This is a genomic window from Arcobacter siniprincipis (SeqCode) (assembly GCF_048571125.1).
Classification (GTDB): domain Bacteria; phylum Campylobacterota; class Campylobacteria; order Campylobacterales; family Arcobacteraceae; genus Arcobacter; species Arcobacter siniprincipis.
Map to the genome: position 1 here is coordinate 1330668 of NZ_CP182343.1, position 21886 is coordinate 1352553.

The 21886-nt window shown below is 27.2% G+C and carries 27 protein-coding genes; 10 read left to right on the forward strand and 17 right to left on the reverse strand.

Going from position 1 to position 21886, the window contains the following annotated elements; all coding sequences use genetic code 11:
- Positions 1 to 142: 142 nt before the first annotated feature.
- Complete coding sequence (locus tag ACNI3D_RS06795) at positions 143 to 259, forward strand: FeoB-associated Cys-rich membrane protein (RefSeq protein WP_419768736.1); 117 nt, start codon at positions 143 to 145, stop codon at positions 257 to 259.
- A 129-nt stretch (positions 260 to 388) separates the two neighbouring features.
- On the opposite strand, the gene ACNI3D_RS06800 is transcribed toward ACNI3D_RS06795, so the two are convergent.
- From ACNI3D_RS06800 to ACNI3D_RS06825, 6 genes are all read right to left on the reverse strand, one after another.
- Complete coding sequence (locus ACNI3D_RS06800) at positions 389 to 787, reverse strand: RidA family protein (RefSeq protein WP_419768737.1); 399 nt, start codon at positions 785 to 787, stop codon at positions 389 to 391.
- Positions 788 to 833: 46 nt separating this feature from the next.
- Entirely contained in the window at positions 834 to 1163 is a 330-nt protein-coding gene (locus ACNI3D_RS06805; protein ID WP_419768738.1) for an ArsR/SmtB family transcription factor, read from the reverse strand.
- Between the two features lie 542 nt (positions 1164 to 1705).
- Positions 1706 to 3082 (reverse strand): PhoH family protein, encoded by a 1377-nt coding sequence (locus ACNI3D_RS06810; RefSeq protein WP_419768739.1) that lies wholly within the window; start codon positions 3080 to 3082, stop codon positions 1706 to 1708.
- A gap of 163 nt (positions 3083 to 3245) precedes the next feature.
- Positions 3246 to 3728 (reverse strand): RraA family protein, encoded by a 483-nt coding sequence (locus tag ACNI3D_RS06815; protein WP_375723382.1) that lies wholly within the window; start codon positions 3726 to 3728, stop codon positions 3246 to 3248.
- Between the two features lie 249 nt (positions 3729 to 3977).
- Entirely contained in the window at positions 3978 to 4196 is a 219-nt protein-coding gene (locus ACNI3D_RS06820) for a cold-shock protein (protein ID WP_013135109.1), read from the reverse strand.
- A gap of 384 nt (positions 4197 to 4580) precedes the next feature.
- Positions 4581 to 5252: a class I SAM-dependent methyltransferase gene (locus ACNI3D_RS06825; RefSeq protein WP_419768740.1), complete on the reverse strand. Its 672-nt coding sequence runs from the start codon at positions 5250 to 5252 to the stop codon at positions 4581 to 4583.
- A 125-nt stretch (positions 5253 to 5377) separates the two neighbouring features.
- Here ACNI3D_RS06825 and ACNI3D_RS06830 point away from each other — a divergent pair, with 125 nt between their 5' ends.
- Positions 5378 to 6019 carry a DsbA family protein gene (locus tag ACNI3D_RS06830; RefSeq protein WP_419768741.1) on the forward strand — a complete coding sequence of 214 codons (642 nt, stop codon included), beginning with the start codon at positions 5378 to 5380 and terminating at the stop codon, positions 6017 to 6019.
- 20 nt (positions 6020 to 6039) lie between these two features.
- Here ACNI3D_RS06830 and ACNI3D_RS06835 read toward each other — a convergent pair whose 3' ends face one another.
- Together ACNI3D_RS06835 and ACNI3D_RS06840 are read right to left on the reverse strand one after the other, a co-directional pair.
- On the reverse strand, positions 6040 to 6633 hold the full coding sequence (locus ACNI3D_RS06835) for a pentapeptide repeat-containing protein (protein WP_419768742.1): 594 nt from the start codon (positions 6631 to 6633) through the stop codon (positions 6040 to 6042).
- Positions 6630 to 7016, reverse strand: a complete 387-nt coding sequence (locus ACNI3D_RS06840) for a thioredoxin family protein (RefSeq protein ID WP_419768743.1) — start codon at positions 7014 to 7016, stop codon at positions 6630 to 6632. The genes ACNI3D_RS06835 and ACNI3D_RS06840 overlap by 4 nt, the downstream gene beginning before the upstream one ends.
- Before the next feature lie 126 nt (positions 7017 to 7142).
- Between ACNI3D_RS06840 and ACNI3D_RS06845 the strand changes: the two genes are divergently transcribed.
- Together ACNI3D_RS06845 and ACNI3D_RS06850 are read left to right on the forward strand one after the other, a co-directional pair.
- Positions 7143 to 7427: a putative quinol monooxygenase gene (locus ACNI3D_RS06845; protein ID WP_013135115.1), complete on the forward strand. Its 285-nt coding sequence runs from the start codon at positions 7143 to 7145 to the stop codon at positions 7425 to 7427.
- Between the two features lie 9 nt (positions 7428 to 7436).
- Complete coding sequence (locus tag ACNI3D_RS06850) at positions 7437 to 8609, forward strand: class II aldolase/adducin family protein (RefSeq protein ID WP_419768744.1); 1173 nt, start codon at positions 7437 to 7439, stop codon at positions 8607 to 8609.
- 20 nt (positions 8610 to 8629) lie between these two features.
- Here ACNI3D_RS06850 and ACNI3D_RS06855 read toward each other — a convergent pair whose 3' ends face one another.
- Genes ACNI3D_RS06855 through ACNI3D_RS06875 form a run of 5 tightly spaced genes read right to left on the reverse strand, consistent with a single transcriptional unit; the run spans position 8630 to position 13315 of the window.
- A complete protein-coding gene (locus ACNI3D_RS06855) occupies positions 8630 to 9436 on the reverse strand; it encodes a glycerophosphodiester phosphodiesterase (protein WP_419768745.1) in 807 nt (268 codons plus the stop codon).
- The gene (locus ACNI3D_RS06860) at positions 9437 to 10294 is read right to left on the reverse strand and encodes an ABC transporter permease (protein ID WP_419768746.1); all 858 of its coding nucleotides are present in this window, start codon (positions 10292 to 10294) and stop codon (positions 9437 to 9439) included.
- On the reverse strand, positions 10291 to 11148 hold the full coding sequence (locus tag ACNI3D_RS06865) for an ABC transporter permease (protein ID WP_419768747.1): 858 nt from the start codon (positions 11146 to 11148) through the stop codon (positions 10291 to 10293). Before ACNI3D_RS06865 ends, ACNI3D_RS06860 begins: the two co-directional genes overlap by 4 nt.
- Positions 11145 to 12212, reverse strand: coding sequence for an ABC transporter ATP-binding protein (locus tag ACNI3D_RS06870; RefSeq protein ID WP_419768748.1), 1068 nt, complete (start codon positions 12210 to 12212; stop codon positions 11145 to 11147). Before ACNI3D_RS06870 ends, ACNI3D_RS06865 begins: the two co-directional genes overlap by 4 nt.
- Before the next feature lie 41 nt (positions 12213 to 12253).
- Positions 12254 to 13315 carry an extracellular solute-binding protein gene (locus ACNI3D_RS06875; RefSeq protein WP_419768749.1) on the reverse strand — a complete coding sequence of 354 codons (1062 nt, stop codon included), beginning with the start codon at positions 13313 to 13315 and terminating at the stop codon, positions 12254 to 12256.
- 244 nt (positions 13316 to 13559) lie between these two features.
- Here ACNI3D_RS06875 and lsrK point away from each other — a divergent pair, with 244 nt between their 5' ends.
- Genes lsrK through ACNI3D_RS06895 form a run of 4 tightly spaced genes read left to right on the forward strand, consistent with a single transcriptional unit; the run spans position 13560 to position 17238 of the window.
- On the forward strand, positions 13560 to 15122 hold the full coding sequence (gene lsrK / locus ACNI3D_RS06880; RefSeq protein ID WP_419768750.1) for an autoinducer-2 kinase: 1563 nt from the start codon (positions 13560 to 13562) through the stop codon (positions 15120 to 15122).
- Positions 15123 to 15497 (forward strand): cupin domain-containing protein, encoded by a 375-nt coding sequence (locus ACNI3D_RS06885; protein ID WP_419768751.1) that lies wholly within the window; start codon positions 15123 to 15125, stop codon positions 15495 to 15497.
- A 2-nt stretch (positions 15498 to 15499) separates the two neighbouring features.
- Entirely contained in the window at positions 15500 to 16270 is a 771-nt protein-coding gene (locus ACNI3D_RS06890; protein ID WP_129099805.1) for an ion transporter, read from the forward strand.
- An 8-nt stretch (positions 16271 to 16278) separates the two neighbouring features.
- Positions 16279 to 17238 carry a hypothetical protein gene (locus ACNI3D_RS06895; protein WP_419768752.1) on the forward strand — a complete coding sequence of 320 codons (960 nt, stop codon included), beginning with the start codon at positions 16279 to 16281 and terminating at the stop codon, positions 17236 to 17238.
- An 11-nt stretch (positions 17239 to 17249) separates the two neighbouring features.
- On the opposite strand, the gene ACNI3D_RS06900 is transcribed toward ACNI3D_RS06895, so the two are convergent.
- Positions 17250 to 17729: a pyridoxamine 5'-phosphate oxidase family protein gene (locus ACNI3D_RS06900; protein WP_419768753.1), complete on the reverse strand. Its 480-nt coding sequence runs from the start codon at positions 17727 to 17729 to the stop codon at positions 17250 to 17252.
- A gap of 87 nt (positions 17730 to 17816) precedes the next feature.
- Between ACNI3D_RS06900 and ACNI3D_RS06905 the strand changes: the two genes are divergently transcribed.
- A complete protein-coding gene (locus tag ACNI3D_RS06905; RefSeq protein WP_419768754.1) occupies positions 17817 to 18755 on the forward strand; it encodes a methyltransferase domain-containing protein in 939 nt (312 codons plus the stop codon).
- A gap of 1 nt (position 18756) precedes the next feature.
- Positions 18757 to 19737, forward strand: coding sequence for a lytic murein transglycosylase (locus ACNI3D_RS06910; protein ID WP_129099809.1), 981 nt, complete (start codon positions 18757 to 18759; stop codon positions 19735 to 19737).
- Here the strand turns inward: ACNI3D_RS06910 and ACNI3D_RS06915 are convergent.
- From ACNI3D_RS06915 to ACNI3D_RS06925, 3 genes are all read right to left on the reverse strand, one after another.
- Entirely contained in the window at positions 19734 to 20777 is a 1044-nt protein-coding gene (locus ACNI3D_RS06915) for a hypothetical protein (protein ID WP_419768755.1), read from the reverse strand. The genes ACNI3D_RS06910 and ACNI3D_RS06915 overlap by 4 nt on opposite strands.
- Positions 20778 to 20849: 72 nt before the next feature.
- Positions 20850 to 21410, reverse strand: a complete 561-nt coding sequence (locus tag ACNI3D_RS06920) for a TlpA family protein disulfide reductase (protein WP_419768756.1) — start codon at positions 21408 to 21410, stop codon at positions 20850 to 20852.
- Positions 21410 to 21829, reverse strand: a complete 420-nt coding sequence (locus ACNI3D_RS06925) for a disulfide oxidoreductase (RefSeq protein WP_129099812.1) — start codon at positions 21827 to 21829, stop codon at positions 21410 to 21412. The genes ACNI3D_RS06920 and ACNI3D_RS06925 overlap by 1 nt, the downstream gene beginning before the upstream one ends.
- Positions 21830 to 21886: the final 57 nt, after the last annotated feature.

A 21886-nucleotide genomic window follows, 5' to 3' on the forward strand; every position in this document is an offset into this window, starting at 1 on the left:
TTCCTTTTTTGAATTAAGTTTCTCTTTTCATAATTATGACTTAATTTTATTTAATGTTACAAATTAATTTCAATTTAATTACAAATTTATAAATATAATTATAGAATACTATATTAATACTTATTATCAATTAGGATACTCAATGCAAGATTTATTAATTTTTTCAATCGTTATAGTAGCTTTAGCATACATTTTAAGAAAAACATTTAAAAAAAATGGTGGTTGTGGTTGTGGAGAAGAGGGTTGTTCTAAAAAATAGAACAATTCTCTTAACTCATATTTAGTTTTTCTTATTTTCAAATATACGTTCAGTAAATTCTGCAAATTTACCTCTTACTGCTTTTTCTAATTCAATTACAAACATCTTAACTTTAGGATGTATAATGTTTTATTTTTGTTTAGATATTGTTTCAATCTCTACTAATAGATCAGGGGCAGCTAGAGATTCTACTCCAATACCCGTTAATGCAGGATATGAATCACCTAAAAAATCTGTTAATACAGGAATTAAACTCTCCATATGAGTACTTACATCACCCTTAATATAAATTCTTAGTTGAAGTATATTTTCAATTGAACTATTTGCCTCTTCAAGTGCTATTTTTAACTTTTCTAAGACACTTATTGTTTGACCTAAAAGTGTGTTGCTTGATACTTTAAACTCAAGACTCCAATCAACTTGTCCAGAAATAAATACAAATTTAGTATCTGGATCAACAACTACTTGAGACATACCAAAAGATGTACAATCATAGAGGTTTTTAGGATTTATCGTGATTTTTTTCATTTTTTACCTTTATTTTAATTAGTTCAAAGATAAGAATAAAAATATATTAAATGATAAAAAATTGCTCCATTACTTTTATAGAATCTGAATCAACCCAAAAAAGGACATTTTTACCTTTTCTTTCAGTATGGATAAGACCAGCTTCTTTTAATTCTTTAAAGTGATGAGAAGTAGTAGAATTGGCTAAGCCTAAGAGGTTTGCAAACTCTCTTTGACAATTTAGAGTTTCCTCTTCACTTTCATCAATTATCTTACCTTTGTAAGAAGCAACTAAAGTAACGTATATTTTTAGACGATAAGGATTTGATAAAGCTTTAAACATTTTAGCTGCTTTATTTATTGATTCATCATCTTTTGGTATTTGATATTTTGACATATCTAATTATACACTTTTACTTTTTATTTATCAAATATATTTATTCTACAATTCGAAACATTTCGAATTATAGAATTTAAAAAATTAAAAATAAATAAATTACTAATGGATATTTAAAAATAAAAGAATTATTTTATGGGATTTAATCCGTGACATGGTGTTTACGTAAAATATTATAATAGTTCTATGAAGTATATACAGACAATAAATTTCCATATCTTAAAACTTCAAACTAGGAAAGAGTATCCCCAAAAGTTTATCATATATTGGAGCTACTACTTTTTTAGATAAACCACTTATCCCAGTAGTGTGAACAAGGTATCCAAATTCATATACTAAAAACCAGCTCACAAGTCTTGTATCAAGATTAGTAAGTGTTGGCGTTGGAGCTTAAGGCTGGAAATTTGAAATTCCAGATACCGGATATATAACTAGACTAACTTTCTTTTTCCAACATGGCTTTTTAATTCTAGTTTTTTATTTCATCAATTTCTTTACAACTAGATAATATCATATTTTCATTTATTAATCTTAACTCATATTTAGTTTTTCTTATTTTCAAATATACGTTCAGTAAATTCTGCAAATTTACCTCTTACTGCTTTTTCTAACTCAATTGCAAACATCTTAACTTCATCATGTTCAAAGTTTGTCTGTTTTAAAAGGGTAGTTAGACCATTGTTGTATTTATTTAAATATAAGTTATCAATTTGTCTATTTGACCCAATCACAATTGCCATACAGCTTTCATCAAGTCTTGAAAGTATAAGTTGAGTAGTCTTTTCACTTGAATTTTGCCACTCATCCATAATAACAATAGCAGAACTAAGTGTTCTTCCTCTAGCTTCTCCTGGCCATAAAGTTTCAATACAATATTTAGATGTCAGTTCAGAGATTTTACTATCAATAGACTCTTTATTCTCTTTGTTTTCTGATTTTTTTAACTGCTTTTTCGCAATAAATTCTAAAGTATCAGTTAAAGCCATATTATAAATACGAAATTTCTCATCATTACCTGATAAAAACCCAATATCAGCACCTTTGTCAAGTGATTCAATAGAGTTTCTTACATATACTATTTTATCATAAAGTCCTAAGTCAATAAGTCTCATTGCACTTGCAATTGACATCAATGTTTTACCACTTCCAGCTTTTGCATCTATAACCAATAAATCATACATATTAGAAACAATAGCTTTTGAAAATAATTTTTGTTTTAGATTTACAGGTTTTACTTGTAAGGCTTTAAAATCACTCTCACTTAATACATTTATTATTTTATTTATAATAATTGCATACTCTTTATTTCCATCTTCACTACTAAATTCATAAGAGAAATTTTCAAAAGTATATTTATCATCAAAGCTAGTTATTGGTTTTCCATCAAGTGAGTTAAATTTTGATGAGTCAACTTCAATTGTTTTTACAAATTGGAATTTAGGAACAACAGATTTATCATCATGTAGAGTCTCAGCTTTTATTCCTTTGAACTGAGCAAAAGTTCTTGCATAAATGTCAATTGATAAAAATATTGTTTGAGCACCTTTATAGTACTGTTGTGCGATTGCTGCGACTTCAATGATTCTTTTGTCATTACTTTCACTTAAATGAACTTGTTCTATTTCTGAATCATATTTATCTTTTGCAATAACATGTAGTTGAAGATCATCACTAAAGTATTTTACAACTTTGAATTTACTTCTATGATCTACTTCTTTGATTTTCATTTTAGCTAGAAGTCTAGCAAACTCTCTTGAGTAAAAACCAAGTTCATTTGGTAACTTTTTTTTGTCCTCAAGCTCAAATAAAACAGTTTCAGGCACAACTATTACATTAGAACCATTATCACTGACTTTATACAGGTTTTGTAGGTTTTGTAGAATAATGTTTGTATCTACTACATATATTTTTTCTTTCATAATTTCATTATATCATGAATTTGTTAGATAATTATTACAAACTGTATATAAAATGTCTAGTTACATTTTGGTAACATTTACTGTTTAATATATTATTTTGAGATAAAAAAGATATAGAATAGTAGCTGTAGGTTAAGTAGAGTTTTTACCTCTACTTATAATATTAGATTAATTTTTCTCTTGAAACTATTACACCATCTAAATCGGCATATAAATAGTCACCCTCATGGAAAGTAACTCCCCCAAAACTTAATTGGTCACCTCTTGAAGAATTTGTTTTATCAAAATTTCTTAATGGACAAGTCCCTATGGCATATAAAGCAACATCTATATCTTTTGTATAAGCTATATCTCTTACATATCCATTGATAATAATAGCTTGCCAATTGTTATTTTTAGCAAAATCCATTAATTTATCTCCAACTACTCCATAAAAATATCTTGCATTCTCAACTACTACAACTTTACCTTTTCCATTTTCATCTCTTAGCATCTCTAATAATTCCCAATTACTTTTATCAAGTTTAATTGTTACTATCTGTCCAGCACATTTTTTTAATCCCCCATAATTTTTATATTCATTTGATAATACTTGGATCTCTTTGTCTCTGTTATCATCGCATAAATCTGCAGTCTCAAAATTCATTTCTTCCCCTTTAAATCTTAATTGAAGCAGGAGTATATGTAAATAAAGTGTACAAAAGATGTATAACTCAACTAAAATTAAGATTTTATTTATAATATAAGAATAATGTATCATAAAGTAACATAAATGTATGGTATTTATTTAAATTATATGTTAATATTAAAAATTTCTTAATTATGTTTTAAAAATTAGGCATAAAAAAAGGTTAGTCATTTTGACTAACCTTTTTTATTGTAAATAACTTTATTATTATAAAGCAGTTACATTTTCAGCTTGTGGACCTTTTTGACCTTCAGCTACTTCGAAAGTTACTTTTTGACCTTCGTTTAAAGATACTCTACCGTATCCAGTACTGTTAATTTGTCTATAATGTACGAATACATCTTTACCACCGTTTTCTTGTTCGATAAATCCAAAACCTTTTTCACTGTTGAACCATTTTACTGTTCCGTTTACTAAATCTGCCATGCAGTTTCCTTTGTTGTTTAAATATACTTTATTGCTAAAGTGGTAGAAAATATAAATTTGAGTGTTCTTTCATGGTAGATTATCTGTGTACTTGTAAATAGTTTTCAATAAAAAAAGCCAAAGATGAAACTCGAAACCATCTTCATAAAAAACAGTATAGCTAAAATAAAAATTAAATGCAAGTATTATTAAAAAAAATTTAATATTATATTACATTTTCATTAATCATTACTCTCCAACCCTCATATTTAGGGAGTTCTTCTATCTCTTTTATCTGCGTATTTGTTAAGTTTGGGTAACTCATTTTCTTCCCATCCCATACAATGCAGGGGAAAGTCTTCTCTTTTATGAAAATTGATTTAATAATTTTAAGTATTTTTTTTATCATTTTACTCTTTTATATACTGCAAAAAAATGAGGAACAGAAGGTTTTTGATTATCATCATATGCTAAAAAACTAATCTCTTCTAATCCATCACTTAATACAAATTGATTTATTTCTTTTTTATCCAAAGGTAAAGGTATCTCATCTAAGTTTTTATTCTCTTTTCTACTTCTACAAGAGACAAGTACATATCCTCCTATATTTAATAAATTTGAAATAGCAACTCTAGCTTTACTTCTATAATCACCTGGTAAAACTTGTATTGTATTACATTCATATACTAAATCAAAGTTTCCAAGCCATGCTTTATCATATTCAAATAAATTTGCAACAAGATAATTAACTTTTGTATTTGGATATCTTTTTTTACAAAGTTCGATTGCAGTTGGAGCTATATCAAATGCAGTAACCTCAAATCCAAAGTCGCTTAATGCTTCTGCATCATCACCAACACCACAACCTATTACAACAGCTTTTGGGGCTTGTTTATTGATTTTATTTTTATTTAACCAATTTATTAAATAAGGACTTGCTTCCAAGTCAGCCCAAAATACTTTTTTATAATCTCCCTTTGCATTTTTATAAATGGTATCAAACCAATCTAGTGGTCTATCTTCTTCTTGGTACTGTTTAACCATATTTTTATATTCAATTGGATCAAATATTTGCATTTTAACTCCTATAATAAATTATTTTATTTAAAATAAGGTTTTATTAGTATAATTTTGATTTTTAAAAATAAATATTTATATTCTATTAATATATAGATATTAAAATACATACACTAGGAGTAGAAATGCAGAATAAAAAAACAGTTTTAATAATACTAATCGTATTAATTGGATTATTTCTTGTAGGTGGATATTTTTATAAACAAAATAAAGCCAATGAATTTACAAAAGTTGCAAATGGAAAAGCAGAGCTTTTTCAAAGGGATTATTCTTTAGTAATAGGACCAAAAGATGCAAAAGTTCAATTAGTAGAATTTTTTGATCCAGCTTGTGGAACTTGTGCTTATTATTATCCTTTTGTTAAAGATTTAATTAAAAAGCATAAAGATGATATTAAATTAGTTCTAAGATATGCACCTTTTCATGAAAATTCTAACTATACAGTAAAAATGTTAGAAGGGGCAAGAGAACAAAATCTTTTTAATGAGACTTTAGAATTGATGTTTGCTACACAAAATCAATGGTTGGATGGACATGGTGTGGATCCTAGAAAGTTATGGATTGTTTTAGAAAAGTCAAATATACTTGATATGAAAAAACTATCAATAAGCATGGATAATATCATGTATGATAAAATTATTGAACAAGACTTAGATGATGCAAGGGTTTTAAATGTGAGAGGAACTCCTTCATTTTTTGTAAACGGAATGCTTCTTCAAGAACTTAGCGGTGAAAATTTACAAAAATTAATTGAATCACAACTATAAAAGATACTTTAAAGTATCTTTTATTGGCAGTCGGCATCTTTAAATTTTGCTTCTTCACTTTTTAAATAATCACAATCTTTTTGTAATAAATTCACTCTTTCAAAAACAGCACCAAATGCTAAAGTATCACTTAAATCAGAACTTAACAAATCTAAATCAATAAATCTAGCATCTGCAATTCTTGAAGAAGAAAAGTTTACATTATCAATTGATGCTTCATCAAATCTAACACCCCAGAGATTTGATTCTTTAAAAGAGACATCTTTTATTTCTGTTAATTTCATATTGGCACCTTTGAAATTACTTCTATCAAAAGTAGAGTTCTTTATAGTTGCATTTTCAAAATTACTCTGAAAAAAATTTGAATCTATTCCTTTGACATCTTCAAGCTTTGTTCCCCAAAAAGAGGATTTTGAAAAGTTTGACTTAGATAAATCTGCTCCTGATAAATCAGAACCTGCAAAATTTGCATTTTGTAAATTCATACTTGTTAATTTCGCATCAGTTAAATCACAATCTTCGCAAACAAGTGTTTTTTTAAATTTTTCAAGTTGTACTGCATCATATGAGAAAAGAAATGTGAAACTAAAAATTAAAAGTAATAGTTTTTTCATTTTTTATTCTCCTTTAAAAGTGCCATAAATTTGCCTTCCTTCATTCCACCCATAGCTTTTTTATATACATTTTCCCCATCTTTTGTAAAATAAAATCTTGGTATACCCCAAAATTGCATCTGCTTTGGTATATCTGTATCATTTATGTCAAATTGATATGAAATAAAATTTTTATTTACGAAATCTTTTACTTCATCTTTTACAAAAATATGTTTTTTCATATAATTACATTCTGGACAAGTTGGCGAGCTAACCATCACAAAAATAGGTTTATTTTGTTCTTTTGCCTTCTTCATAGCAGTAGCATAATCTTTTTCCCAATTAAAACTTGCTGCATTTAATGAAAGAAATGTAATTACAAGTATTCCTAATAACTTAATCATATAAACTCCTTTATTTGATATAGTATTATAACTATTTTTAATAAAAAAGCAATCTTAAAAATCAGTTTTAATTATTAAGTCAAAATATAATAAAATGAAAACTATTAACTAAAAAATGGAGATATTATGAATATTATAAAAAAAGTTACATTTATTGCAAATGATGATTCTATTAAAGAGATGAAAGATTTATTAAAAACTATGGTTGAGCCTTCTAAAAATGAGAAAGGTTGTTTATCATACGAAATTTATCAATTAAAAGAAAATCCAGCAAAATTTGTAGTTGTTGAAGCTTGGGAAGATGAAGAAGCATTAAATGGACACAAAACTACAGAACACTATAAATACTATAAAGCAAATTTTGAACCATACTGTAAAGATAAATACAGTGATGATTTAGAAATAATTTAAGGTAAAATTTTGAAAAATTTATGGACAGATGAAGATGCACAAAAGTATAAAAGTGATTTAGAATTAAGAGTTTTTACTTCAAACTTATTAGGTCGAAGTGATGAACTTGTTCTTCATGGAGGAGGTAATACTTCTGTAAAATCAAAAGTAAGCGGTGAAGATATTCTTTATGTAAAAGGAAGTGGTTGGGACTTAGTAAGTATTGAAAAAGAGGGATTTGCACCTGTTAAACTTGATACTTTAATTGAAATGGCAAAGCTTGATAGTTTAAGTGATAGTGATATGGTATCACAACAAAAAGCAGCGATGATTGATAAAAGTGCGCCAAATCCTTCGGTTGAAGCAATCTTGCATGCAATTATTCCTTTTAAATTTGTAGATCATACACACGCAGATGCTGTTGTAACTATATCAAATAATACAAATGGAATAGAAAATATTAAAAAAGTTTTTCCAAACTTTTTAATTATCCCTTATGTTATGCCTGGTTTTATACTAGCACGTACTATTTATGATATGACTAAGAACTATGATTGGGAAAATAGTGATGGAATTATTTTACATAATCATGGAATTTTTACTTTTGATGATGATGCAAAAAAATCTTATGACAAAATGATATCTGCTGTTACTTTAGCAGAGAACTTTTTGGAAGATAATGCAAAACTTGAAATACCAACTTTAGAAGCTAAGGAAGTAGATTTAACTGAACTTATAACTACTCTTTCTAAAGAAAAAGGTTATGATATAGCTTTAAAAGTAAATCAAGATAAAGAGGCTTTATATTATGCTTCTCAAACAAATCTAAAAGAAAATGTTACAAAAGGAGTTTTAACTCCTGAGCACATTATTAGAACAAAAAAAGTGCCTTTAGTTTTAGAAGATAATGATATAAAAAGTGCGATAGAAGAGTATAAAAAACAATATAAAATATATTTTGAAAGGTATGCAAAAGATGAGATTTGTTTAAATCCTGCCCCAAATTATGCAGTAATAAAAGATTTTGGAGTTGTATCTTTTGGAAAAAATGAGAAAGAAGCAAATATTATAAACGATATTGTAACTCATACTATTAAAGCTGTTTTAAGAGCTCAAAAATTAGGTGGCTTTGTAAGTATAAGTGAAAAAGATAGTTTCGAAATGGAATATTGGGAACTAGAGCAAGCTAAGTTGAAAAAATAAGAAGTTTAATACTTCTTATTTTAATAGTCTGTAAAAATAGATTTTACTCCCCATTTAAAGAGTTTTTCAATATCTTCTTTTTGATTTAATGTATAAACATTTACATAAAATCCTTCATCATTTAACTTTTTAACTAAAGCTTCATCTGTAATTTCAAAATCACAATTATAGTTTTTTACATTTAAACTTTTTAAATAATTTATCAAGTCTTTTGGATGTTCTTTTTCTTGTAATGCTGCTGTTTCGATTGAGGGATTTATATCATGTATTTGTTTTAAATAAACATGATTAAAAGAAGATATTATCACTTTGTTTTGCATCTTGGTTTCATCAACTATTTTTAATACTTCTTTTGCTGCTATTTCATGAAAGTTTGTATTTTCTAAATCTTTTATTTCAATATTTGCAAAGATATTATTTTGTTTTAAAAATAATAAGACCTCTTTTAGTGTTGGTATTTTTTCTATTTTCTCTTTTTTTAAATCTTCAATTGAGACTTTATTTTCTTTTATAGTTTTAAAGGGGGGGGTTTTTATAAACCAAGAAGAGAAATCAAGTTTTAACAATTGCTCATAAGTATAATCTGCAACTTTATAAGGCTTTTTAAACTCTTTGAACTCTTTTACATTACTTGTTCGCTCTAATGTATCATCATGAATAATTATAGCAATGCCATCTTTTGTAAAAGTAACATCAAATTCTACTATTTGGTATTTTCCAATTACTTGTTTAAATGCTGCCATTGTGTTTTCAGCTCTCAAAGACCTTAAACCTCTGTGAGCTATGAGGAGTTGTTCATCTTTTCCAAAATTATCCCAAAAGTTCATTTATTTGACCTCTTTTTTTGTAAGTAGTAAGTTTAAAACTGCCAAAATTGATGTTGTAACTATTAGTAAAAATGAAATTGCATTTATAATTGGAGTACTTCCATCTCTAACTTGTAGATATAAATTTATTGGTAAAGTAGTATCTGAACCCACTAAAAATAAGGTAGTATTAAAGTTTTCAAAACTCATTAAAAAGGCAACAGCACCAGCTCCTATAAGAGCTGGTTTTAAAAATGGCAAAATAATATACCTGATAGTTTCAAGTTTTGTAGCTCCTAAGTTTAAAGCAGCATCTGATAAGGAATCATCAAATTTTTTAAGTCTTGCAGAAACCACTAATAAAACAAAAGTAGAGATAAAGGAAAATTGTCCAACAATAACTAACCAAAAACTAGGTCTTAAAATACTAATATCCAATCCAAAAGTATCTTCTATATATGTTCCTGCACTATTTGTTGCTAGAAGTAATGAAATACCAAGTATTACTCCTGGAATTACTAAGGGAAGAAGTGCTAGAAAATAAAAAGCTTGTTTAAACTTGAACTCTTCCCTTTCAAATAAAAATGCTCCCATTGTTCCCATAATCAAAGAAAAAATAGATACAAAAAAAGCAGTTTGAATACTTATAAAAATACTTTGCAAACTGTTTTCATCATGAAATAATCCAAGTCTATCCCTTGTATCTGACAAAAACCAATCAAGGGAAAATCCTTTCCAAGGTAAAGTTGGAAAATCAGAATTATTAAATGCCAAAATACAAGTAATAACTAAAGGTGCAAATAAAAAAACATAAAACAAAGTTATATAAAGTAAAAAGGCAAAATTATACTTTTTGCTTCTTGGCAATGACCTTATCATGATAGAGCCTTTGAAAGATTTTGTTTAGAAATTTTTAAAGCAATCCAAATAATAAGTGAAGATAAAATCAAAAGTAAGAATCCAAAAGAAGCACCTTGATTCCAATTGAAACTTGCAATAAATTGGTTATAAATTTGTTCTGTAAACCAAAGTGAATTTTTCCCACCCATTAGATTTGGAGTTAAATAATTACCAAGTGTTAACATAAATACAACTATAGATCCAGATACAATTCCAGGTGCTGCATAGGGAATAATTATTTTGAAAAAGATTACAAACTTTGAAGCACCCAAATCTAAAGCTGCTTCAATATAACTATCATCCATACCTTCAAGTGCAGAGATAAGTGGAACTATCATAAATAGCATTGAAGTATAAACAAGTCCCATTATCATACTTACATCATTATAAAGCATTTCAATGGGTTTATCTATTATTCCAAATTGCATTAAATAATAGTTTATAACTCCACTTTCCCTAAGTAAAATCATCCAGCCATAAACACGCACAAGTTCACTTACCCAAAATGGCATCAAAAGAAGTATTGTCAAAAATCCTTTATATTTAGGTGAAACAACTTTTGTGATATAAAATGCAATGGGAAAGGTCACTACAAAAGTTAAAAATGTCACAAGAATAGAGTATGTAGCAGTTCTTACAAAAGTATACCAATATATACTTTCTTTAAAAAACGCATTGTAATTACTAAAACTCCAAACCATATCACCAACATCATTTTCTACTTTTAGTGACATAAGTAACAGATCAATTTGAGGCAAAATTATAAGTAAAAAAAGCCATAAAAATACTGGAATAAAGAATATCAAAAATCCTAATTTAATGTGCTTTTTCATGATTTATAACACTTACAATCTTCTAAATGAACACCAGCTTTTACTATGTCATTTTTTTGAATATGAGTAAACTCTCTATTTTGAGGAAGAGAGACCATTATTTCATGATTATTATCTAAAAAACTTGCTAATATTTTTGTATTTGAACCATCAAAAAGTATTGTTTTTACCTTTAAGTCAAAATAGTTCATATCTTTTTCTCCAATTTTTGGAAATAGGGCAATAGCCTCTGGTCTTACAAATAAAGTACAATCTTTTTGTATATCTTTATCTATAAATTCTGCTAAAAAGTTAAGACCTTCTTTTGTTTTAACTGAGTTTTCATTTTCTTTGTAAGCTTCAAATTTATTTGTTTCACCCACAAAAGATGCTACAAAACTAGTCTTCGGATTTGAGTATAGATTTTGAGGAGTATCTATTTGTTCTAATTGTCCTTTATTCATAACTGCAACTTTATCACTCATAACTAATGCTTCTGATTGATCGTGAGTTATATAAATAAATGTTGTACCAATTTCATTTTGAAGTTTTTTTAACTCTATTTTCATCTGTTCCCTAAGCTTCAAATCTAAAGCTCCTAAAGGCTCATCTAAAAGCAAAATTGAAGGTGAAAGTACAAGTGATCTAGCTATGGCAACTCTTTGTTTTTGTCCACCAGAAAGTTCTTGTACATTGTGATTTAAGTAATCGCTTAAGTGAACTCTTTCTAACATAGATTTGACTTTTTTTTCTATCTCTTTTTTAGGAACATTTTGTCTTTTTAAACCAAAGGCTACATTTTCTTTGACATTCATCATAGGAAATAGTGCTAAATTTTGAAAAACAAGATTTACAGGTCTTTTATTTGGTGGTATTCCTACCATTTCATTATTGTTGATAAGTATATTTCCTGAACTTGGCTCTAAAAATCCAGCAATCATTCTAAGAAGAGTAGTTTTACCACAACCAGATGGTCCTAGAATTGAAAAAAACTTCCCTTCTTCTACTTGGAAGTTTACTCCATTTACAGCTTTGTACTTTCCAAAAGTTTTTTTTAATTCTTTTATGTCTAAAATATTTTCCATTGATTTTCCTATAATAAGGGAGTATGAACTTCCCTTATTGTTTATTGTGCAGATTTTACTAAATCTAAGGTTCTACCCTCTATTTTTTCTAATTTAGCAGGTACAGGAGGATACCAGTTTATATTTTCAATATCTTCATTACTAAATGTTCTCTCAAAGTTATCTCTTTTCTCAGGATCTAATAATTTAATTGCTCCATTAGAAGCTGTACCATAACCTTGGTCATTTGTAAAATAAGCTGCATTTTCTGGTTTTAGCATAAAGTTAATCCATTTATAAGCACCATTAATATTTTTAGCTTTTGAAGGAATAGCAAAAGTATCAATCCAACCTAATGCTCCACTTTTTGGGGCAACAAAATCAATGTCTGGGTTTTCTTTGTGTAGTTTCCAACCACCACCGTCCCATCCCATGGCAACAGTAACTTCTCCACTTCTTAACATACTTAAAAGTGCATCTCCATTTGCCCAATAGTTATGTACTAAAGGTTTTGCTGCAATTAAATCTTTTTCAACTGTATTCATTAAAGAAGAGTAAGCCGCTATATCAGAATATTTTTTAAAGGGATCAACTCCTTTTCCAAATGCAACAGCAATTAAAGTTGGTCTTTTTAATCTATAAGAGATTTTTCCTTTATATTTAGGATTTAATAAATCACTATAATCTTTTGCATCAGGAGCTAACTTTTTATTAACTATTAAACCAGAAGTTCCATAACAAAAAGGTACTGCATATGATTCACCTTTTACTTTTGTATTGTTTTTAACAGCAGTTAACATAGATGGAACAACATTTGCTGTTGTGATTTTTGAATAATCTATTGGCATATAGATTTTATATTTTGCTTGTACTGAACTTATTCTATCTTGAGAAGGTTGGGCTAGGTCAAATCCTGCGCCTCTTGTTGCTCTTAATTTTGCAATCATCTCTTCATTATTTGAATATGTAAGTTCAACATTTATGCCTGTTTCTTTTTCAAATTTATCCACTAAGGCTTGGGGTGCATATCCTTTCCATGTAAGGATTTTAAGTGTATCATTGGCAAATAAATTACTACTAAGTAAAGCAGTTGTAGCAACAGCTAAAAGGGCTAATTTTTTCATCTTTTCTCCTAAATTTTATATAACTAGTGATTATATTAGAGATTTATTACATAAAAGTAACAACAACATCTTGTAAGTATAATAAATCCTTTTTGCTTATTTATTCTTTAAATAGACTTAAAGTTAATAATTTGTTTATTATAATTATATGATATAATCAAGTAATTAAAGAAATAAAATTTTTTATAATATTATTTATAATTATAAATGACAATTGTTAATTTTATTCTAATTGGAGAGCATATTGAAATATTTAATGGCCATTGATGCAGGAACAGGTAGCGTTCGGGCGGTTATTTTTGATACTAATGGAAATCAAATAAGTGTAGGTCAAAGGGAATGGACGCATTTAGAAGATGAAGGTGTTAAATACAGTATGAGCTTTGATTTTACTACAAACTGGCAACTATGTATTGATTGTATAAAAGAAGCAATTGAAAAATCACAAATAAATCCAAATGATATTTTAGCCCTTAGTTCTACAAGTATGAGAGAAGGTATTGTTTTATATGATAAAGATGGAAATGAGCTTTGGGGTGTGGCAAATGTTGATGCAAGAGCAGGTGAAGAGGTTAAGTACTTAAAAAAACATTTTGAAGGTATAGAAGAAGAGTTTTATCATACTTCAGGACAAACTTTTGCATTAGGCGCACTTCCTCGAATCTTATGGCTTAAGAATAATAGACCTAAAGTTTATGAAAAAGTAGCAAAAATCTCTATGATAGGTGATTGGATTTTAGCAAAATTAAGTGGTGTAATTGCAAGTGACCCAAGCAATGCAGGAACTACTGGTATATTTTCACTTCTTAAGAGAACTTGGGATTGTAATCAAGCTTTAAAAATTGGACTAAAAGATGATATCTTTCCTCCTTGTTATGAAGTAGGGACTATTATTGGATTGGTTAATGAAAAAGCTTCAAAAGAAACAGGACTTTCAAATAATACAAAAGTCGTAATGGGTGGAGGAGATGTTCAATTAGGCTCTGCTGGATTAGGAGTTGTAGAAGTTGGACAAGTAGCAGTTCTTGGTGGTTCTTTTTGGCAACAAATTGTAAATATATCATCTGATATTTATCCTCCATCAAATATGAGTTTAAGAGTCAATCCCCATGTTATTCCAAATCAATCACAAGCAGAAGGGATTACCTTTTTTTCTGGACTTATTATGAGATGGTTTAGGGATGCTTTTTGTGATATGGAAAAACTTGAAGCAAAAGAAAAAAATATTGATGTTTATGAAGTACTTGAAGAAAAAGCAAAAGATGTTCCTATTGGTTCATATGAAATCATGCCTATTTTTTCTGATTCTATGAAGTATGGTAAATGGTACCATGCAGCACCTTCTTTTATAAATTTAAGTATTGATTCAAATATTTGTAATAAGGCATCTATGTTTAGAGCATTAGAAGAAAATGCCTGTATAGTCTCTTCAATTAATTTGGAAAAAGTAGAAGCTTTTACAAATCTAAAATTTGAAGAAATAGTATTTGCAGGTGGAGCTAGTAGGGGAAAACTTTGGCCTCAAATACTAGCAGATGTAACTGGTTGTAAAATTAAAATACCAAAAGTGACAGAAGCTACGGCACTTGGAGCAGCAATGGCAGCAGGTGTAGGTGCTGGTATTTTTGAGACACTTAGTTTAGCTTCAAAAGAATTAGTTGTTTGGGATAAAGAGTATTTACCAAACCTTGAAAATAAAAAGATATATGATGATATAAAAGAAAAGTGGATAAAAATTTATAATAAACAATTGGAATTAGTTGATAATGGATTAACTAATTCTATGTGGAAAGCACCAGGAGTATAGATGAAATTAACAAACGAAAATGAACATGAATATAGATTTGGAACACATGGACCAAAATATTTAACAAAAGGTCCTATGGTAGATATGGGAGTTGTTGTAATTGGTGTAGGAGAAGAACATCCCTGTCACAAACACACAAAACAAGAAGAGTCTTTTTTTGTTTTAGAAGGTGAATGTAGTGTTTATCTTGATGGAGTAAAAGTTGTAATTAAAAAAGGTGATTATTTACAATGTGATCTAGGTGAATCACATATGTTTATAAATGAAAGCGAAAAGCCTTTTAAGGCAGTTTTTATAAAAGCTCCACATTTTGAAGTGAAAGATTCAGTATATATTGATTGGAAACCTGGACAAGAATTTATAAAAGAGGATTAATAATGGAATTTAAAAGGAATTTGTATTTTATTCTTGAAAGACCAGCAAATCATAAATATGGAATGTTTGTTCAAGCAATTATTTATATAAATATATTTGCTAGTATTTTGATATTATTTCTAGAAACAGAAGAGTCTTTAAAAGGATATATGCATATATTAAATTATATAAATATATTTAGTATTGGACTTTTTACTCTAGAATATATTGCAAGAATATATTGTATAAATTATGATAATAAGAAAAAAAGAATGAAGTACATTTTTTCTCCTTTTATGATTATTGATTTGTTAGTCTTATTACCTTTTTATTTATCTTTTTTCCCTTTTTTAAATATAGATTTGGCATTTCTTAGAACTTTGAGAGTTTTAAGAATTTTCAAACTTTTTAGACTAGGAAAATTTATAGAATTTGATAATATATTGGCTCAAATAGTAAAAGAAAAAAAAGAGGAGTTTATATTTATTTTAATAGCTTCTGTTATAATATTATTTACAATATCACCTTTAGTATATTTTGCAGAACACGATGCCCAACCTACAGTATATAAAAGTATGTTTGATTCTCTTTGGTGGTCAGTAATAACATTTACAACTGTTGGATATGGAGATATGTATCCAATAACAGGTTTTGGGAGAATATTAGCTACATTTTTAAGTGTATTTGGAATAGCTTTTTACGCAATACCTGGTTCTATCTTAACATCTGCATTTTTAGATAAGATGAATCATAAAAAGCATTATAAAGAAGAAAATATTAGTGATGAAAAATAAGGTCTAAGATGGAAAAAAGAATATTAGAAATCGAAAAACTAAAAGCTGCTCTTGGTGAAAGTTTAACACAAGAAGAAATAGAGAAAAAACTAAAAGAAAAATTGGAAGCAAAGAGTGAAAAAGAAAGTGTAAAAAGCGAACTTATTGTTGAAGAAGAAGTTAAACAAGATGATATAGATGATGAAACAAAGGAATCTGAAAATATTGATAAAATAAATGAGGAAATTATTGATGAGAACAAAGATGACCTAATAGAAAAAGAATCAAATAAATTAGAAGAAAATCCAACAGAAGATTTAACAAATTTTGAAATTGAAGTTGAGGAGATAAGTGCTGAAAAATTAGCACTTCTAAATAAAAGAAGAATGGAAGATTTAAAAGTAAACAAAAAAAGTTCTATAAATATAATTATATATCTTTTTTCTTTTATTGCTATTCTTTTGATAATTTTTGCAGCATATTTGTTTATGAGTAAACCTGCTGTAAAAGAAGTAGTTGTTTATAAAAAGAGTGAACCAAAAGAGATAATAAAAGAAATAGTAACAGAAAAAATGGTTCCTGCAAAACCTCTTGATGATAAGCAATTAAAAAATTACTTTAATTCAAACAAGTATGAAATTTACAAATGTTATGATTTTAAAGTGGGTATTGCAACTTTTCCAAATGAGTGTAAAAAAACACTAAAAGACTTTTTAGCAAAAAACAAAGATAGTTTTAAACTAGAAGTTACAGCCGTAATATCTCCTGATGATAAAGAGATAATAAAAAAAGCTAATTTAGAAAATGCAAGTGATACACTAAAAGAGTATATTATAAGAGGATTCTCAAGACAAAGAGTTTTAGAAACATCTTTTTATATAAGAGATGTTTTAAAAGATGATGTTATTTTAACTCCTGTAAATTATTATGTTAAATCTAAAAAGTTAAGTAAAGGAATAATTATAAAAGCCTACTATTTAGAAAAATAGTAGATTTTTATTTATTTATGAGATATATTCTTTTCTATTAGTTTTCCCTCTTCATTCATCAAATAAGCAGCTCCAAAACCTAAAACTAAAGATTTATCTTTTGGAGTTAGTTCAACTATTTTAAAATCTTTCATTTTTCTAATAAATGAAAGATTATCTCCATATCTTTTATCAAATAATTCAAAATATTTTTCACCTTCAACTATTTTACATGAGGCAGAAAAATATAATCTTTTTCTAGCATAAATATGAGAAGCATCTTTTTCGTCTTCTATTAAAAAAACATGAGCTTTTAAAGTGTCTTCGATATTTTTATAATGGGGTAGGGCAGAACTCATAACAACATAAAATTTATTATCATCTTCCACAAAGGGTGAGTAGTTTGTTAGGGGTTCATTGTCTTTACTTGTTGTTGAAAGAGTTAAAGAGAATTTGTCTTTTGGAAAAGTTTTAAATGCATTAATTATTTCTTCATTTGTTAGTTTATTCATGGATTTCCTTTTTTGCATTATATATTTAAAATATTAAAATAAATTAAAAAGGTTATTTTAGTAAAATAGTATAAACAAAGGGGTTTTATGAAAAGATTTTCAAATGAAAATATGTTAGAAATAATTGAATATAGTACAAATTATTTGAAAGATAAAAAGAGTAGATTTATTTACGAGTTTGAAGTTTTGAATCCAGATATCTCTTTAGATGCATATAGTGGAGAGAAGTTTATTATAGAAAATAAGGAGTATATATATCGAAGTTATAATTCATGGAATTCCTTAGCACAAGCTCTATTTTGTAAATTACAGACTCCCCAAGTTATTTCAAAAGAGTTTATTAAATTATCTTTTGTGAAACTAGACCAAGATGATAGTTTTCATAAAAGTTCAAGTGAACAAAGTGAAAAGTATGGTATAAATTCAATCTTTGATAATATCAATAAAAATGAAGAAGCCTCATTCATTTATTATTATATGAATGCTTTAAAAAATGTAGATATAAGTTCAAAAACAAAAGTATTAAATTTAGGTGTTAATAGTGGAGGAGAATTTGAGGTTATAAAACAACTTTCAAGTGATTATAAAAAGACTCACTTTACAGGAATTGATTTTTGCGAGTCTGCTATTAATAAAGCTAAAACAAATTTTGATGAATCAAATTTTTCATTTCTAGCTGAAGATATAAATAATATAAATAATTTAGATTTAGGTAAGTTTGATTTGATAATATCAATAGGAACTTTACAAAGTACGACATTAAATTTTAAAACATTTTTTATGTCTTTGGTTCAAGATTACTTAGAAGATAGAGGTTCTATAATTTTGGGATTTCCAAATTGTAGATGGATTGATACTCAAATGATTTATGGGGCAAAGGCACCAAATTATAACTATTCAGAGTTGTCAATTTTATTTAATGATGTGATATTTTGTAAAAAGTATTTACAACAGAAAAAATATAGAGTCACTATTACAGGAAGAGATTATATATTTCTAACTGCAACATCAATAAAAAAAGGTTAATATGAAGTTTATATTTATATTTATTTTTATATTTTTGAATCTTTCTTTTGCAGAAGATTTTAATAAGATAAAAAGTGTCGAAGAATTTAAAAGTTATATGGCAAAAGAGCACAAATTTAATAAAAAAGAGTTGTCAGATTTATTTTCAGATGTAATGATTCAAAAAGATTCTTTATGGTTTTATACAAAACCTCATAAAACAGATTATAAGACACACTATTGGACAGATTATAGTAAAAATTTTTTATCAAAAAAGAAAGTACAAGCGGGAGTTGATTTTTTAAAAAATAACAATGAGGCTTTATACAAAGCTTATAAAGAGTATAAAATACCAAGTGCATATATAGTTGCAATAATTGGAATTGAGAGCAATTATGGTGGCTTTATGGGTAAAAATCCTACTTTTGATACTTTAAGTACTTTAGCATTTAAAGAAAATAGAAGAAATAGTTTTTTTAAAAAAGAACTTGAAGCATATTTACTTATGACTAGAAAAGAAAAAATAGATCCCAAAGAGATTAAAGGTTCATTTGCAGGAGCAATAGGTTATTGTCAATTTATGCCTAGTAATTTTAAAAAAGTAGCAGTTGACTTAGATGAAAATAATCAAATAAGACTTGACAGACCAACTGATGCAATTGGAAGTGTTGCAAATTATCTTAGAATGAGTGGATGGGAAAGGGGAACTCCAGTTGCTGTTGAAGTTAATTTTGAGGGAAAAAGATTTGATAAGTTTAAAACTGGATATGCAACTTCATATGATAGAAATGATTTAGTTGGTATAAAACCTATTGAAAGGTTTTATTATGATAAACATGTTAGTTTGATAAAATTGAAGAAAAAAGATAGTGATGAACTGTGGTATGCAACTAAGAACTTCAAAGTAATTACTACTTATAATAGAAGTGCTTATTATGCCATGGCAGTTCATCAATTGGCAAGTAAAATAAAAGAAGAATATCTAAAACAAAAAAATAATTAGTGATAATTAATATAGTTTGGTTTAGTCCACATCATTCTTCCTTTTACTGGTTCTAATCCTAAAATTTGTTTAGGTGTCATCAGTGGTTTTTTATCATTTTTGTAGAAAATTTTAAAACCACCTTGGGCAATTTTATTTGCATCTTTATTGTATAAAGAGTTATAAATCTTTATTTTAGTACTGCCTTTTCCATGTCCATCAATGTTATATGTAAGATTGATCCTATCATATTTTTTTACTAAGTTTTTATTTCTTAACATTCTTTCATAAAACATATGAATTAAAAGCATTCTTTTGCCTTCAATATGATTATCTATCATATAGTTTTGCATAGCTTCTTGTACTTCATTTACATCTTTTGCAAAAATATGTCCTATTAGTTTACCTGGAGGATATTTTCTATGTTTTGGAATCTTAAATTCAGGATCAATTGCAATATGAACATTTGGATATTTTAAAAACTTTAAAATAGGTTCTACTGCTTCCATTGGGCTCATTGTTCCTAATTGTACATCTAATATAACAGCAAAGTTTTCCTTTTGTGCTCTGTTGATATATTTCATAATTAAAAGTTCATTTAGAGGTTTTATATGGTCATAATCATTACCTGACTCTAAAGTTGCTACATCTTTTATTATATGATATGTAGGTACTATTTTTACACCATCTGAGATTGTTTCATACTCTTTTTTTACTAATTTCATTTTTTTAGTAAGATCATCAATATTAAGTTCTCCTAATATTCCTAAAGATTTAGCATATGGTCTTCCATAAAAACCAATTAAAATGTCATTTGGATTATACGTGTTAGGTAGAATTTCATTTTTTACATTTATATCATTCTTTATAATATTTTTAGTAGCTGTTTCATCAAGAGTTGTCTTTTCTTGGATAACATTAATTGCATTTTTTTGAATTTCATTTTCTTGAGTTATACTTTTTAAAGTTGGACTTTCTTGGGTTATATTTTCTTGACTAGCATTTAAAAAAGTAGTGAAAATTATACTAATCATAATAATAACATTTTTCATTTTGTACATTTAATTCCTTATATATTATTCGGGATTATGCCAAAAAAGTATTGTGATTATCTTGAAAGTAGAAAAAGATTTCTACTTTTGGTCTTTTAATTTAACTATTAGATTTTCTAGTGTTTCTTCACCAACTGGACCTATGAATTTTTCAATCATTACTCCATCTTGTGCAAAAAGGTATGATTCTGGTATTTTTTGAACATCATTAAATGCTTGTGCAACTTTTGCATTATCCGCACCTACAGTTACTGGAAAGTTCATATTATATTTTTTCATAAATGCTGCTAGGTCATTTTTACTAATTTGATCTTTAAATAAAATTGATACTACTTCAAATTTATCGGGATATTTTGAAGTCAACTTAGAAAATACTGGAATCTCTTCTTTACAAGGAGGACACCAAGTGGCAAAGAAATTGATTAGAATTATTTTTCCATTTAATTCTTTCGATGTTAAAATATCTTTTGAATATTCAAAACTAATTTTTTTACCTTCAGTTGTGATTAGGTTAAATATGTTTTCATTCTTTTCTTTTTTTAGATCATTAAAACTAGGTGTATCTTTAATGACAGTTTTTGCATCTTCATCACAGCCTGTAAATAAAAACAGTGTTGTTAATAGAAGTAAAAAGTATTTCATTAATTTCCTTTTGAATTTTTGTAAATTTGTATTTGCAATAGAAAAAGCAAAAAGTACGCTATAAATGACAAAAATGGTATTGTAATAAATCCAAACCAATTAATATAAACAGTAGAACAAGGAACACCTTGTACACAAGGAACCATGTCTTCTGAAATTATGCCAAACATTAGTAAATTATGATAAATACTAAATAGTAAACCTATACAAATAAGTACAAAAGTATATTTAAATATTTTGTCTTCAGGATATAATAAATTAATTAAAAATATTAACACAAGAGGATACATAAATATTCGTTGATACCAACACATACTACAAGGAATGAATTGCATCACTTCACTAAAAAAAAGACTTCCAAGTGTTGCAACTAAAGAAATTATAAACGATAATAATATTAAATTTGAATTTTGTTTCATAAATGACCTTTGGTAATGAAAATATACCAAGTCTATTTTAACAGAAGCTTAATATAA

Coding starts and splice junctions, on each gene's coding strand:
- ACNI3D_RS06795 (WP_419768736.1), top strand. CDS start 143: ATGCAAGATTTATTAATTTTTTCAATCGTTATAGTAGCTTTAGCATAC.
- ACNI3D_RS06800 (WP_419768737.1), bottom strand. CDS start 787: ATGAAAAAAATCACGATAAATCCTAAAAACCTCTATGATTGTACATCT.
- ACNI3D_RS06805 (WP_419768738.1), bottom strand. CDS start 1,163: ATGTCAAAATATCAAATACCAAAAGATGATGAATCAATAAATAAAGCA.
- ACNI3D_RS06810 (WP_419768739.1), bottom strand. CDS start 3,082: ATGAAAGAAAAAATATATGTAGTAGATACAAACATTATTCTACAAAAC.
- ACNI3D_RS06815 (WP_375723382.1), bottom strand. CDS start 3,728: ATGAATTTTGAGACTGCAGATTTATGCGATGATAACAGAGACAAAGAG.
- ACNI3D_RS06820 (WP_013135109.1), bottom strand. CDS start 4,196: ATGGCAGATTTAGTAAACGGAACAGTAAAATGGTTCAACAGTGAAAAA.
- ACNI3D_RS06825 (WP_419768740.1), bottom strand. CDS start 5,252: ATGCAAATATTTGATCCAATTGAATATAAAAATATGGTTAAACAGTAC.
- ACNI3D_RS06830 (WP_419768741.1), top strand. CDS start 5,378: ATGCAGAATAAAAAAACAGTTTTAATAATACTAATCGTATTAATTGGA.
- ACNI3D_RS06835 (WP_419768742.1), bottom strand. CDS start 6,633: ATGAAAAAACTATTACTTTTAATTTTTAGTTTCACATTTCTTTTCTCA.
- ACNI3D_RS06840 (WP_419768743.1), bottom strand. CDS start 7,016: ATGATTAAGTTATTAGGAATACTTGTAATTACATTTCTTTCATTAAAT.
- ACNI3D_RS06845 (WP_013135115.1), top strand. CDS start 7,143: ATGAATATTATAAAAAAAGTTACATTTATTGCAAATGATGATTCTATT.
- ACNI3D_RS06855 (WP_419768745.1), bottom strand. CDS start 9,436: ATGAACTTTTGGGATAATTTTGGAAAAGATGAACAACTCCTCATAGCT.
- ACNI3D_RS06860 (WP_419768746.1), bottom strand. CDS start 10,294: ATGATAAGGTCATTGCCAAGAAGCAAAAAGTATAATTTTGCCTTTTTA.
- ACNI3D_RS06865 (WP_419768747.1), bottom strand. CDS start 11,148: ATGAAAAAGCACATTAAATTAGGATTTTTGATATTCTTTATTCCAGTA.
- ACNI3D_RS06870 (WP_419768748.1), bottom strand. CDS start 12,212: ATGGAAAATATTTTAGACATAAAAGAATTAAAAAAAACTTTTGGAAAG.
- ACNI3D_RS06875 (WP_419768749.1), bottom strand. CDS start 13,315: ATGAAAAAATTAGCCCTTTTAGCTGTTGCTACAACTGCTTTACTTAGT.
- ACNI3D_RS06885 (WP_419768751.1), top strand. CDS start 15,123: ATGAAATTAACAAACGAAAATGAACATGAATATAGATTTGGAACACAT.
- ACNI3D_RS06890 (WP_129099805.1), top strand. CDS start 15,500: ATGGAATTTAAAAGGAATTTGTATTTTATTCTTGAAAGACCAGCAAAT.
- ACNI3D_RS06895 (WP_419768752.1), top strand. CDS start 16,279: ATGGAAAAAAGAATATTAGAAATCGAAAAACTAAAAGCTGCTCTTGGT.
- ACNI3D_RS06900 (WP_419768753.1), bottom strand. CDS start 17,729: ATGAATAAACTAACAAATGAAGAAATAATTAATGCATTTAAAACTTTT.
- ACNI3D_RS06905 (WP_419768754.1), top strand. CDS start 17,817: ATGAAAAGATTTTCAAATGAAAATATGTTAGAAATAATTGAATATAGT.
- ACNI3D_RS06910 (WP_129099809.1), top strand. CDS start 18,757: ATGAAGTTTATATTTATATTTATTTTTATATTTTTGAATCTTTCTTTT.
- ACNI3D_RS06915 (WP_419768755.1), bottom strand. CDS start 20,777: ATGTACAAAATGAAAAATGTTATTATTATGATTAGTATAATTTTCACT.
- ACNI3D_RS06920 (WP_419768756.1), bottom strand. CDS start 21,410: ATGAAATACTTTTTACTTCTATTAACAACACTGTTTTTATTTACAGGC.
- ACNI3D_RS06925 (WP_129099812.1), bottom strand. CDS start 21,829: ATGAAACAAAATTCAAATTTAATATTATTATCGTTTATAATTTCTTTA.